At 75.1% G+C, this 12,911-nt stretch carries 11 protein-coding genes and 1 pseudogene; 7 read left to right on the top strand and 5 right to left on the bottom strand.

Going from position 1 to position 12,911, the window contains the following annotated elements; all coding sequences use genetic code 11:
• The first annotated feature begins 33 nt into the window (after positions 1-33).
• Positions 34-2,115, top strand: a complete 2,082-nt coding sequence (locus tag KUM38_RS00920; protein WP_217127301.1) for a PhoX family phosphatase — start codon at positions 34-36, stop codon at positions 2,113-2,115.
• Positions 2,116-2,226: 111 nt separating this feature from the next.
• Here KUM38_RS00920 and KUM38_RS00915 read toward each other — a convergent pair whose 3' ends face one another.
• The 3 genes from KUM38_RS00915 to KUM38_RS00905 form a co-directional block, all read right to left on the bottom strand.
• The gene (locus KUM38_RS00915; RefSeq protein WP_217127300.1) at positions 2,227-3,228 is read right to left on the bottom strand and encodes an endonuclease/exonuclease/phosphatase family protein; all 1,002 of its coding nucleotides are present in this window, start codon (positions 3,226-3,228) and stop codon (positions 2,227-2,229) included.
• 55 nt (positions 3,229-3,283) lie between these two features.
• On the bottom strand, positions 3,284-4,222 hold the full coding sequence (locus KUM38_RS00910; protein ID WP_308408873.1) for a hypothetical protein: 939 nt from the start codon (positions 4,220-4,222) through the stop codon (positions 3,284-3,286).
• A gap of 283 nt (positions 4,223-4,505) precedes the next feature.
• Positions 4,506-4,949: a hypothetical protein gene (locus tag KUM38_RS00905; protein ID WP_217127299.1), complete on the bottom strand. Its 444-nt coding sequence runs from the start codon at positions 4,947-4,949 to the stop codon at positions 4,506-4,508.
• A 109-nt stretch (positions 4,950-5,058) separates the two neighbouring features.
• Between KUM38_RS00905 and KUM38_RS00900 the strand changes: the two genes are divergently transcribed.
• Entirely contained in the window at positions 5,059-6,315 is a 1,257-nt protein-coding gene (locus KUM38_RS00900; RefSeq protein ID WP_308408872.1) for a PP2C family protein-serine/threonine phosphatase, read from the top strand.
• Between the two features lie 63 nt (positions 6,316-6,378).
• Entirely contained in the window at positions 6,379-7,461 is a 1,083-nt protein-coding gene (locus KUM38_RS00895) for a hypothetical protein (protein WP_217127297.1), read from the top strand.
• 307 nt (positions 7,462-7,768) lie between these two features.
• On the opposite strand, the gene KUM38_RS00890 is transcribed toward KUM38_RS00895, so the two are convergent.
• Positions 7,769-7,933, bottom strand: coding sequence for a hypothetical protein (locus KUM38_RS00890; protein ID WP_217127296.1), 165 nt, complete (start codon positions 7,931-7,933; stop codon positions 7,769-7,771).
• Positions 7,934-8,030: 97 nt separating this feature from the next.
• Here KUM38_RS00890 and KUM38_RS00885 point away from each other — a divergent pair, with 97 nt between their 5' ends.
• The 3 genes from KUM38_RS00885 (at position 8,031) to KUM38_RS00875 (ending at position 10,509) form a co-directional block, all read left to right on the top strand.
• Entirely contained in the window at positions 8,031-9,374 is a 1,344-nt protein-coding gene (locus tag KUM38_RS00885; protein WP_217127295.1) for a helix-turn-helix transcriptional regulator, read from the top strand.
• Between the two features lie 66 nt (positions 9,375-9,440).
• Entirely contained in the window at positions 9,441-10,181 is a 741-nt protein-coding gene (locus KUM38_RS00880; RefSeq protein ID WP_217127294.1) for a GAF and ANTAR domain-containing protein, read from the top strand.
• 52 nt (positions 10,182-10,233) lie between these two features.
• Entirely contained in the window at positions 10,234-10,509 is a 276-nt protein-coding gene (locus KUM38_RS00875) for a hypothetical protein (protein ID WP_217127293.1), read from the top strand.
• A gap of 53 nt (positions 10,510-10,562) precedes the next feature.
• Here the strand turns inward: KUM38_RS00875 and KUM38_RS00870 are convergent, their stop codons facing one another.
• On the bottom strand, positions 10,563-11,363 hold the full coding sequence (locus tag KUM38_RS00870; RefSeq protein ID WP_217127292.1) for a hypothetical protein: 801 nt from the start codon (positions 11,361-11,363) through the stop codon (positions 10,563-10,565).
• 297 nt (positions 11,364-11,660) lie between these two features.
• Between KUM38_RS00870 and thrS the strand changes: the two are divergent.
• Positions 11,661-12,884, top strand: a pseudogene (gene thrS, locus KUM38_RS00865) (threonine--tRNA ligase); the annotation flags it as partial.
• Positions 12,885-12,911 lie beyond the last annotated feature (27 nt).

Here is a 12,911-nt window from a genome sequence, read left to right as displayed (position 1 = left end):
CGCTGACACCACGGGTACCCAAGGAGAGAAAACGTGCGAAAGCTGCTGCCGCTGATCGGAACACCGTCCGGTTCCCACCCCGGCGGCCGGTCCGCCATGACCTGTCGTTTCCGGTGTGGTGACGCCTGCTTCCACGAGGTGCCCAACACCAGCTCCAACGAGTACGTCGGTGACGTCATCGCCGGTGCCCTCAGCCGCCGCTCCATGATGCGCGCCGCCGCCGTCGTGACCGTCGCCGCGGCCGGCGCCGGAGCGGTCGGCGTCGCCACCGCGCCCGAGGCGCAGGCGGCCCCCGCCGCCGGAAAGGGCGACCACGGGCACGGCCACAAACCCAAGGGCGCCCGTGGTCTGCGGTTCACGCCCGTCGCGCCGAACACCGACGACGCCGTGACCGTGCCGGAGGGCTACCGGCAGAACGTCGTCATCCGCTGGGGCGAGCCCATCCTGCGCGGCGCGCCCGCCTTCGACCCGGAGAAGCAGAGCGCCAAGGCGCAGGCCGGGCAGTTCGGGTACAACTGCGACTTCCTCGCCCTGCTGCCGCTGCGCGGTGAGCGCGACCGGCAGCTGCTCGTCGCCAACCACGAGTACACCGACGAGATCCTGATGTTCCGGGACTACGACGCCGCCAACCCCACCCGCGAGCAGGTCGAGATCGCCTGGGCCGCGCACGGGCTCGCGGTGGTCGCGGTCGAGGAGGAGCGCCGCACCGGCAAGCTGACGCCCGTCAACCGGCACCAGCTCAACCGACGGCTCACCGCCACCTCCGAGTTCCGGCTCACCGGCCCCGTCGCCGGGTCCGACCTGGTGAAGACCTCCGCCGACCCGAGCGGCACCAAGGTGCTCGGCACCCTCAACAACTGCGCCGGCGGCACCACCCCGTGGGGCACGACCCTGCACGGCGAGGAGAACTTCAACCAGTACTTCGCCAACGGCAGCCGCGCGACCGACAAGCGGTACGGCATCGGCACCGGCGCCACCGAGCGCAAGTGGGAGCGCTTCGACAAGCGGTTCGACGTCTCCCAGGAGCCCAACGAGGTGCACCGCTTCGGGTACGTCGTCGAACTGGACCCGTACGACCCCGACTCCACCCCGCGCAAGCACACCGCGCTCGGCCGGTTCAAGCACGAGGGCGCGACCGTGCGGCTGACGCACGACGGACGCCCGGTCGTGTACTCGGGTGACGACGAGCGGTTCGACTACTTCTACAAGTTCGTCGGCAGCAAGCGGATGCGGCACGGCAACAGCCGCTGGGCGCGCGAGCACAACCTGACGCTGCTCGACGAGGGCACGCTGTACGTCGCCAAGCTCAGCGGCGACTCCCCGGCCATCGAGATCGACGGCACCGGCAAGCTCCCGAAGGACGGCGAGTTCGACGGCAGCGGTCAGTGGATCCCGCTGGCCACCGCCACCGCCGACGGTGCCGTCTCGCACGTCGAGGGCATGACCGCCGAGGAGGTCTTCGTCTTCACGCGCCTCGCCGGTGACAAGGTCGGCGCCACCAAGATGGACCGGCCCGAGGACATCGAGCCCAACCCGGTCACCGGCAAGGTCTACATGGCCCTCACCAACAACTCCAACCGCGGCAAGGCCGGTTACGCCGCCGCCGACGAGGCCAACCCGCGCAACTCCAACAAGCACGGCCACGTCCTGGAGCTGACCGAGCGCTGGAACCGGCCGGAGAGCACCAGCTTCGCCTGGTCGCTGTTCCTGGTCGCCGGTGACCCGGAGGACCCGGCGACGTACTTCGCCGGGTTCCCGAAGGACTCCGTCAGCCCGATCTCCTGCCCGGACAACGTCGCCTTCGACGACCACGGCAACCTGTGGATCTCCACCGACGGCAGCGCCCTCGGCTCCCACGACGGCCTCTTCGGCGTCGCCACGCGCGGCGACCGGCGCGGTGAGCTGAAGCAGTTCCTGACCGTGCCGAACGGTGCGGAGACCTGCGGTCCGGTCATCCAGGACCGGCGGGTGCTGGTCGCCGTGCAGCACCCGGGCGAGGTGGACGGGGCGACGGTCGACCAGCCGGCCAGCACCTGGCCCGACGGGCCCGGCACGTACGTCCGCCCGGCCGTGGTCGCGGTGTGGCGCGCGGACGGGCGGGACATCGGCGTCTGACGCCTGTGGCCGGGAGGGAGCGCGTCAGGGGCCGGACACCGGCTCGCTCCTTCCGGCAGTCATCGTGCGGCGTGTGCGGGCCGTCCCCTTCCGGGGCGGCCCGCACGTCCGTCACCGGCCGGCGTGCAGGGTCAGGTCGACTGTCAGAGCTCGGTGGTCGGTGTCCTTGAGATCGAGGAAGCGGGCCCGACGCGCGGCGAAGTCGTCGGAGACCAGGACGTGGTCGATCTGGGTGCCGAAGGCCGGGGCGGTGCGGGACGGCCAGGTCGGGGTCCGGTCGGCGCCGTCCAGGCGGGCCGCGTCGCGCAGGCCGGTGTCGAGGATGCGCCGGAAGGCCGCGTGGTCCTGGGAGGCGTTGAAGTCCCCGGCGAGCACGGTCGGGGTGTCCCGGTCGGCGGCGGCCGCGTCCCGCAGCCGGCCGAGCTCCCGCTGCCACAGGCCCACCTGGTCGGGCAGTGGCGGCATGGGGTGCGCGAGCTGGAGCCGTACGGGGTGCCCGTCGACGTCGGCGACGGCGCCGGGCATGCCCATGGTGCCGGGGACCCCGTCGGTGGCCCGCAGCGGGAAACGGCTGAGGATGACCGAGCCCTCGGAGCCACCGCCCTCCACCGCCTGCCGGTGCGGGTAGGCGTCGGTCAGCTCCCGCTTCAATGCCGCGTCGCAGGCGTACTCGCACTCCTGGACGAACACGACGTCCGGTTCCTCGCGGCGTACGGCGTCGATCAGCGCGCCGGTGGCCTGCCCGAACTCCACGTTCGAGGTCAGCACCCGCAGCTCGGCTACGGGCGGCCCCGAGGGATCGCCGGTCTTCCCGTACGGCTCGATGTACCAGGCCAGCAGCCCGAGCAGGGCCACGCCCCACACCGCGCCGGTCCACCACCGGGCGACCAGGGTGAACAGCAGCCCGGCGGCCGTGGGCACGAGCAGCCAGGGCAGGAAGGCGAGGAGCTGGGGCACGGGGGTGATGCCGTCGGTGTCGGCGGTCCGGCAGCCGACGACCACGCTCACCCCGGCGAACAGCAGTCCCGCGCACCAGGCGCCGAACCGCCGCCGTCCCCCCGTCCGCCCCGTCCCGTCCCCGGCGGCTGTCGGGTCGGCAGTCGCAGTGTCCAACGTTCCGGCCTTCCGCTCGCGGGTGCGATGCCCGGATCCTCCCTCAAGGACGCCCTCAAAGACGAGGGAGGGTGGCGGGTGGTTGCCGGGAACCACCGGTCGGGGTGGCCGTCGGGGCCGGGGGTTCGCGCCGGGGGCCGGAGCGGCCGGTCAGCCAGGAGACGAGGGCCACCGTCAGGCCCAGGGCGAGGAGGAGCCAGGACGCCGTGCGCAGGGTGGCGGTGAGGGCGTCGTAGACCGCGGCCGCCGCCGGGCGGTGGACGCGGTCGGGCAGGTCGGCCAGGGTGAGCCGGCGGCCGATGGCGATCGCGAGGGCGAGCAGGGCGCCGCCCAGGGCCGTGCCCAGGCCGGTCGCGGTGAGCGCGCGCCGGCGGCATGCGGCGACGGCGATCCCGGTGACGGCGAGGACGACGGCCGCGAGCGGAAGCCAGAAGGCGGCGGTGTCCAGCACCTGGTACCCCTTCCGGAGCCCGGCCACCTCCCCGGCCGGCACCACCGCGACCTCGGTGTGCTCGACGGGGATGCGGTGGGCGAAGGGCATGTGGTCGGCGGCGAGCCGGTCCCGTACCCGCGCGGTGACGGGCGCGAGGTCGACGGTGACCGGGCCGGGGGCGGCCGCGTCGTCGCGCAGGGCGCGCAGGACGGCTTCGTGGACGGCTCTGTTCCCCGCCTCCCAGGCCGTACGGAACGCCTCGGTGCGGGTGAAGGAGCGGACGGCGTCCCGTACGAACGGTCCGAGGGCGGGGCCGGCCGCCGTCTTCGGGTCCAGTTCGCGTACGACCTCGTCCCCGACGGCGTCGGCCACGGCGTCGCGTACGGCGGGGTCGGTGGCGAGCGGTGCCACGGTGTCGACGTAGCGGCCGGTGTCGGCCAGGCCGAAGGCCGCCCAGGCGGCCAGGGCGCCGCAGGGGGTGAGCAGACAGGCGAGGGCGACGAGGGTCGCCGAGAGGGCGTTGCGCAGGTGCGGGCGGTGGGGTCTCTGGTGGAGGGACACGTCTCCAGGCAAGGCGCGGGGGGCCGGGTGCGCGAGTGGTGGGCGCGCGTACGGGTGCACGGAGCTGTCCGAACGGGGGTCCGTCATCCGCGGGCAGTCGTGCCGCAGGGCGGCACGGGTGGGCGATGGGGGTCCCCCCCCCGCTCGAGCGAAGCCGAGAGTGGGGGAGGCGCCCCGCAGGTGCCGGGCTGCGCGACCCACCCCCGACCCGAACCGACGCAGGCTCTCGGTGGCGTGTCGAGGCGTGAGGGCAGCCGCCCGGGAAGGGGCCCGGCATTGTGCCTCAGCCGACGCGGTGGCCTGTCGCGTCCTCGTGGGTGTAGAAGCGGTAGAACATCGTCAGGAACACCCCCGCCGCGACCGCCAGGCCCAGGGCCGCGGAGCGCAGGACGCCGGGGCTGGCGGCCTGGATGACCAGGAAGCCGATCGCGCTGCCGCCGAACGCGGCCCACAGCACCGCGTGCAGTTCGCGCCGCACCTTGGGGGCCAGGGCGAGGAGCGCCATGAACACCAGGGTGAACGCGAGGCCGGTGAGGAAGCCGAACAGGAAGTTCTCCACGGTGATCGGCCCGCCGTAGCGCCGGTTGGCCGCCGCCCAGTAGCCGTACACGACCCCGAGCAGGACGGGTACGACGACCTTCGCCGCCTTATGGGTCCGTGTGCTGAAGATGTCGGTCGTGCCGGCCCGCTCGATCGCTGCCCGGGGCCGGGGTGCCGCGTGCGCCATGGGAGCACTCCTCTCTCCTCGCCCCCGCCCCACCAATGCACACCTCCCGGGGTCCGTCGGCAAGTGGAGACCGGATGCGGGCCGCACGGCGCCGTGTTTCGCTGGGGCGGTGAGTCCGGGCAGCGGGGGACACGGCCTGCACGACCGGTCCCCCCTGGCCGGCCGGGGCGACGTCGTGCAGCGGCACGAACTGCTGCGGGTGCGGGGCCGGAGCGTCACCTGGGTGCCGCCGTTGCTGCTGCTCGTCGTCATCCTGGTGGCCGACCACAGAACCGGCGGGGAGTTCCGGACCATCTCCTGGATCGTGCTGGTGCCGGGCATCGCCGCCGCGATCTGCGGGGTGTGGGGCACGGCCCTGTTCGCCGTGCTCGCGATGGCCACGTACACCGCCGTGGACAACGCCTGGCCGCACCAGTTCCAGGCGGGGCTGCCCGACTTCATCCTCGTCGCCGCCGGCGGCGTCCTCGCGACGCTGGCCTGTGTGGTGCGGGTGCGCGGTGAGCGCCGCGCGCTGCACCTGCGGGACGTCACCGAGACCGTACGGCGCACCGTGCTGCGCCCCCTGCCGCCCGGCTGGGGCGGCCTGGAGCACGCCGGGGTCTACCTCACGGCCGACGCCCAGGCCCGCGTCGGCGGCGACTTCTACGACATCCAGCCGGGCCCGTACGGCACCCGTGTGTTCGTCGGTGACGTCCAGGGCAAGGGGCTGGGCGCGGTGGAGACGGCGGCGGTGCTGCTCGGGGCGTTCCGCGAGGCCGGCTACCACGAGGCGGAGCTGACGGCCGTCGCCGACCGGCTGGAGACCCGGATGCTGCGGCACCGCGCGTACACCACGGCGCTCGGCCGGGACGACGGCGACCGGTTCGCCACCGCCGTACTGCTCGGCTTCCCGGCGGACCGCACCGACGTGGTGGACGCCGTCGTCCTCGGGCACGAACCCCCGCTGGCCGTCGGCCCCGGCGGTGTGCGGTCCCTGCCGGCCGGCGGGGACCTCCCGCTCGGCTGCCGCGACCTCGCCCCGGGCCCGCCCGCGGTGTGCCGGGTGCCGGTCGCCGCCGAGGAGACGCTGCTGCTGGTCACCGACGGCGTGACCGAGGCCCGGAACGGCGCCGGCGACTTCTACCGGCTCGCCGACGACCTGACGCGGGCGGTGTCGGCGGACCCGCGGGTCGTCGCACCGGGCCGGCTGGTCGCCGCCGTACGGGACGGGACGCTGCGGCACAGCCGGGGGCACCTGGTCGACGACACCACCGCCTTCGCGGTACGACGGATCCGTGCGCCCCGTGCGACCCGTGCGCCCTGTGCGTCCCGTGTGTCCCGTGCGTCGGGGGGCGAAGGCCCCGAAGGGGGACGTTCATCCCACTGACATCACCCTTTGCAGCCGCAGCGGTTACCGTGCTGCCGTAGGTGATCGACAGGGGAGGGGACCATGCCCGGAACCGTGCTGCTGCTGGCGGCCTCGCCGCTGGGCCGCGGGCGGCTGGTGGACGCGGCGTCCGTGCTCCCGGTCCTCGCGGCGGTGCCTCCCGCCGTGCTGTCCGGCGCGGACACCGCGAACGTCGTCGAACTCGCCGACCCGCTGGAGCCGCAGGCCGTGCTGACCCGGCTGCGCGCCGCCGCCGCGGCGCCGGGACCGCTGACCGTGTACGTCACCGGGCAGCTCCAGCTCGACCGCCGCCAGCGGCTGCCGCACCTGGCGCTGGCCCGTACGACCGCGTCCACCGTGCGGTACACCGGGCTGCCGTGGCACTGGTTCCGGGAGGAGCTGCGGCTGCGTCCGGCGGGCGCGACGACGCTGTTCCTCGATCTGCACGCCGACCCGGAGACCTGGCAGGCGCTGGGCGCGGCGCGCCCGCCGGGCCCGTCCCCGCTCGACTGCGGCCCCGACAACGCCGTCTACGGCCGTGTCGCGCCCCCGCCGCCGTCCCGTCGCGGGGTCGCGGCACCGGCGTACATGAAGGCGGTCGCGACGATCCTGCGCAGCGGATGGCGTCCGCCGGACGAGGAGCTGCACCAGCAGGCGGTGACGCGGATCGCGCCGGAGAGCGCGGGCACCGATCTGCTGCTGGCGCGGCGCGGGCCGGTGCCGGGCGATCCGCACGCGGCCGTCACCGCCGCCGTGCGCTCCGGCCGGCACGCGGACGCCGACGCGCTCGCCGCGCGGCTGGAGCAGGCGGCCCACCTGGCGCACGGGCCCGCCTCCGAGGAGGCGCTGCACTGGACGGAGGTCCGGGCGGACCTGGCGATGCTGGCCGGGGACGCGGCGCGCAGCTGCCGCACCTGGCTGGCCGTCGCGAGCGCCCGGCTGACCGCCGGGCAGTCGGCGGACGCGCCCGCCGTCGAGGCGGCCGTGGACCGGGCGCACCACCAGTGGGGCCGGATCGGTGACCCGGCCCGGGCCCGGGAACTCGGTGTGGTGCTCGCGGAGCTGCGCGGCCGGGTTCCGGGGCGGCGCGAGGGGGCCCTGGATCATGTGCGGCGGCAGCTGCGGCAGTTGCAGACGCAGGGCTGAGTGCCGGACGGGCCGGAACGCGGCGCGTCAGCCGGGAACTCCGCTGTCCGGGGTGCCCCCCGGACAGCATCGCACGGCCCGTCCCCCTCCTTGACGCGACCGGGTGCGGGGTCCTGCCCGGCCGACGGGGCGGCCTGCCGGACTTCCGGGCCTACGGACCGCCGGGCTTCTGGGCTTCCGGACCGCCGGACTTCCGGGCCTGCCGGACTTCCGTGCCGCCGGGTTTCCGGACGGGCACGGTGGACCGAGCGCCGTGCCCGCGACGGTCCTCGTCGTCCGCGTGCCGGTGCGGCCGGGGTGGGCGCCCCTACCGGACCGCCGCCTCCACCGGTGCCGTGGTCTGCCGGTGCGGCTCGGGGTCGGTGGCCTTGGCCGGGCCCGCGTTGGACGCCAGGACCAGCGCAGCGACCGCGGCGACGGCCGCGGCGAAGCCACGGGCGTGACGCCCGGTGATGCGTGTGCGTTCCAGCACGGCGACCTCGCAACAGCGACGGGTTAAGCACGTTTAATTCGCGGTTTAACCTAGGGGCTGTCGGTCACGAACGGCAAGGGGCACTGGGGGAGTTGGCGTGGGGGAGCGGGACGAGCCGGCGGCCATCGGGCGGCGGGTGCAGCAGTTGCGGACGGAGCGCGGGCTGACCCAGAGGCAGCTGGCGGAGCCGGTGTACACGCCCGCCTACATCTCCACGCTGGAGGCGGGACGGGTGCGTCCCTCCGACGACGCGCTGCGGCATCTCGCCGACCGTCTCGGAGTCGCGTTCGACGAGCTGGCCACCGGACGTTCCGCCCGGCTCGTGACCGAGCTGCACCTGCGGCTGACCGAGGCGCAGCGCACGCTCGCCGTCGGCGAGACGGAGGCCGCGGTGGAGCAGTACGCCGGGCTGCTCGCCGAGGCGGAGGCACAGGACCTGGCCGAGGAGCAGGCCGCCGCGCTGCTCGGGCTCGGGGAGTGCGCGCTGGAGACCGGCGACCTGGCCGACGGCCGCCAGTACTTCGAGCGGGCCGAGGCCCGGCTCGCCGAGGCGCCGCTGCCCGCACGGGTGCCGGCGCTGCGCGGGCGGGCCGTCGCCCACTACCTCGCGGGGGAACTTCGTTATGCGGTCTACCTCCTCGAGACCGCGATCGACGAGCTGAACCGGGGCGGCCTGCACGACCCGGACGCGCTGCTGCTGCTCTACGCCAGCGCGATCGGCCCGTACATGGACATGGGCGCGCACGCGCGGGCCGCGCAGGCGGCGGAGTTCGCGCTGGCGCTCGCGCCGCAGTCCGGCGACCCGGCGCTGGTGGCGCGCATGCACCGGTCGGTGGCCCGCACCCTGCTCGCCGAGGGCCGTCTCGCCGAGGCGGACGCCTCGCTGGCCAAGGCGGCGGAGCTGTACCGCGAACTGCAGCTCCGCACCGAGCTGGCCAACTGCCACTGGATGCGCGGCTACGTGTACGCGCAGAACGGGGAACTGGAGCGCGCCGAGGAGGAGATGCGCGAGGCGCTGGAGATGCTGTCGGCCAAGCGGGCGTCCCTCTACAGCAGCCAGGTGACCGTCGAACTGGCCGACGTCCTGCGCCGGCGCGGCAGCTCCCAGGAGGCGGAGGTCCTGCTGCGGGACGTGCTCGGCGGGCTCTCCCCCGAGCGGGGCGCGGTGCACGCGGCGGCGGCGCACCGGCTGCTCGGGATCATCGCCGAGGACGCCCGCCGGGTCGAGCAGGCCGAGGAGCACTACGTCCGCGCGATGAGCCTGCTGGAACGCGCGGGCGCGGCCGGCGACCTGGCCGACCTGTGCCGCCTCCTCGGTGACCTGCTGCGCCGCACCGGCCGCGTCGAGGCGGCCCTGGACGCCTACCGCACCGGCCTGGGCCACCGCACGGCCCCGGGCACCACGACCCTGGGGCCGGCCCCGGCACAACCCCCGGTCTGACCGTTTCGGGGCCGGGCGGGCCGGGTAGTCGGGGCTCGTTTCCGGGGTGAACGGCCGGAGGAGGCGGTGGGCGTGCGGCCCAGGGACGGTCCCAGGGGCGACCCGGGCCGGGAGGACGAACGGGTGATCGGCGCGATCGCCGCGGAGCTGCGTGACGCCGGGCCGGCCGCCGTGCCGGGGCGGCTGTGCGCGGTGGCCCTCGAGCTGCTGCCGGTGGACGGCGCGAGCGTGTCGCTGCGCGGCGACGGCATGCCCGTACAACTCGCTGCCTCCGGTCCGCGGGCCGCGCGTCTCGCCCAGCTCCAGGCCACCCTGGGCGACGGCCCCTGCCGCCACGTCCTGGAGGTCGGCGTGCCGGTCCTCGTCCGCGACCTCGCCGCCGCCGACTGCGCCGACCGCTGGCCCGTCTTCGCCCAGCAGGCGATCGTCGCCGGCGTGCGCGCCGTGTACGCGCTCCCCCTCGGCAGCGACGCCGTCTGCGTCGGCACCCTCGACCTCTACCGCGGCACCCCCGGCGGACTCACCGACGGTCAGCTGCGGGTGGCCCGGCTCCTCGCCGGCGTCATGACGGTGGCGCTGATGGATCTGCCGTACGACCTCCCGGGCGGCGACGAACCCTGGCTCAGCGGACTGGCCGCCGACCACGACCGCGTGCACCAGGCCGTCGGCATGATCATGGCCCAGCTGGGCATCGGCGCCGACGAGGCCCTGGCCCGCCTGCGCGCCGACGCCTTCGCCCACGACCGCACGGCCCTGGAGGTCGCCCTGGACGTGGTCTCCCACCGCCGCCGCTTCGACACGCCCTGAGCGAGCGTGTCGCCCCCGCCGGTCCGCCCCGCGCTTCCTACGCTTGGCGGTCATGGACATAGCCATCCTCTTCCTCACCTGCGTCGTGGTCCTCGGTGTCATGACGATCCAGAACCACCTCTCCCGCGCCGACCGCCGCGCCGCCCGCGTCGAGCGCAAACTCGACGCGGTGATGCGGCACCTGGGCCTCCAGGAGGAGATCCCGGGGAGGGACGAGATCCTCGACCTCGTACGCCGGGGGAAGAAGATCCAGGCGATCAAGCTGTACCGCGAGACCACGGGCGCGGACCTGGTCGAGGCCAAGCAGGCCGTGGACCGCCTGGGCTGATCACCCGCCGGCTTCCGGCGGGGCCTCGCCCCAGACCCGTACCCGTCCCCGCCTCAGACCCGTACCCGTCCCTGCCGGCCGATGTCCGCCAGGCGGTCCGCGCCGAGCTGGGTCATCGCCTGGATGACCTCGGGGAGGACCGCGCCGAGGCCGCCGTTGGTGAGGATGATCGTGTCCTCGCCGACGCGGACCGCCGCGAGGTTCACGGTGAGGTGCGTCGGTACCCCGTCGGCCGCCTCCCCGGTCATCGTCAGCCGCAGCCCCGCCCGCGCGTCGCCGGCCTCCGGGAGCGGGAGTTCCGCCACCTCGACGAGCTGGACGCCGGCCCCGGTGGTCGTCGCCTCGAACCGCCCGCACGTCTCCGGCAGCGTCTTCATCCAGTCCAGGACGCGGTCCACGTCGGCGGGCGGGTGCGTGGCGACCTGGTGGCGCAGCTGGGAGTCGTCGGCGGTGTCGTCGAGCGTGACGGTGGCGCTCGGCCCGGCCGGCGGGCCGAACAGCTCCTCCGTGTAGAGGGCGTCGAGCAGCCGGTGGCAGTCGGCGTTCTCCGTCTTCGCCTTGAGCATCCCGTCCCGCCAGGTCGCCGCGCCCCGGCCCGCCGTCCAGGGCTCCCCCAGATCCGTCTCCGTGATCAACGCCGCCCGCAGCTGTTCCTCGCTCAGCGCGGGCGGGCCGGGCGGGGGCTGCTCGGCGGCGGGCGAGGCGGAGGACGTGGCCGGGGGCTCGGACACGCCCGCGGGCAGCGCGCGCGGCACCTCCCGGTCGCCGGCCACGCACGCCGCCGCGGTCAGCAGGGACGTCACCGACAGCGCGGAGGCGAGGAGGGCGCGGGCGGCGGCCGGGGCATGGGTCATCGGGGTGCCTCCTGGGGGAACCGGGCCGTCCACGGGCGGCCGTGTTCCTACGGCACCACCCCGCCGGACGCCCCACCAGCGCGGCGGGCCGTCCGGGTGAGCCGCCCGGAGGGAAAACGGCTCGCCCGCCACCCGCCTCCCTGTTAGCGTCGCCGGCATGCAGCGCGCCCACTCGTCCCGCACGACGACGCCGGACCAGGTCCCGGCGCGCTGACAGCTGACCACTGACGAAGCCCCGGGGCGAGTGCCCCGGGGCTTCGTCGCGCGTGGTGCTCGCCTCACGACCACGAGGAGCCCACCGTGCACGACCACCGACGTCTCGGCCGCGAGCTCGGCCTGTTCGGCACCGACCCGCTGATGGGCGCGGGCCTGCCCTACTGGCTGCCCGACGGCGCCGTCGTACGGCACACCCTGGAGGAGTACGTCCGCGAGGCGGAACGCGCGGCCGGCTACCGGCACGTGTACTCGCCGGTGCTCGGCAAGCGCGAGCTGTACGAGATCTCCGGCCACTGGGACCACTACAGCGAGGACATGTTCCCGCCCATGGAGCTGGGCGCGGAACAGGTCGTCCTGCGGCCCAGCCTCTGTCCGCACCACGCCCTGGTCTACCGTTCCCGGTCCCGCAGCCACCGGGAGCTGCCGCTGCGCCTGGCGGAGCTGGGCGGCATGTACCGCTCCGAGCCGTCCGGGGTGCTGGGCGGACTCACCCGCGTACGGGCCATCCAGCTCAACGACGCGCACGTCTTCTGCACCCTGGAACAGGCCGTCGAGGAGGCCCGCGCCGCCCTCGCGCTCATCTCCCGCGCCTACGCCGACCTCGGCGTCCGCGCCGCCCGCCACCGGCTGTCGCTGCCGGGCCGCGGCGGCAAGTACGTCGCCGACCCGGCCCTGTGGGAACGGGCCACCGCCCTCCTGCGCGAGGTGCTGGACTCCTCCGGCACCGCGTACGAGGCCGTCGAGGGCGAGGCCGCCTTCTACGGCCCGAAGATCGACGTGCAGATCACCGACCCCGCGGGACGCGAGTCGACCCTGTCCACCGTGCAGATCGACTTCCACCAGCCGGAACGCTTCGACCTGCGCTACACCGGCCCCGACGGCGCCCGGCACCGCCCGGTCATGGTGCACCGCAGCGTCATCGGCAGCGTGGAACGGGCGGTCGCCCACCTCCTCGAGGTGCACGGCGGCGCCTTCCCGGTGTGGCTGGCACCGGTGCAGCTGGCGGTGCTGCCGGTGGGCGAGGCGCAGCGGGAGCGGGCGTACGACGTCGTACGGCGGGCCGGTGAGCTGGGTCTGCGGGCCGAGGTGACCGGGGCGGGCGAGGGCAGCCTCGGCGCCCGGATCCGCCGGGCCCGGCTGGTGCCGTACCAGGCGGTGCTCGGGGCGCGGGAGGCCGACGGCGGACTGCTCGCCGTACGGCTCAGGGACGGGCGGCGGCCCGGCGCCCTGCCCGCGGAGGAGCTGCTGCGGCGGATCGCGGAGCGGTCGGACCGGCGGGGCACCGCGCTCTGGGACCCCGCGTAGGGTCGGCAGTCACGTACCCAGGCGGAA

Origin of the sequence: Streptomyces sp. AC558_RSS880, from assembly GCF_019049255.1 — a bacterium.
Classification (GTDB): Bacteria; Actinomycetota; Actinomycetes; order Streptomycetales; family Streptomycetaceae; genus Streptomyces.
The sequence above is the reverse complement of the archived record's forward strand: the minus strand, read 5'-3'. Positions and strand labels throughout refer to the sequence as shown.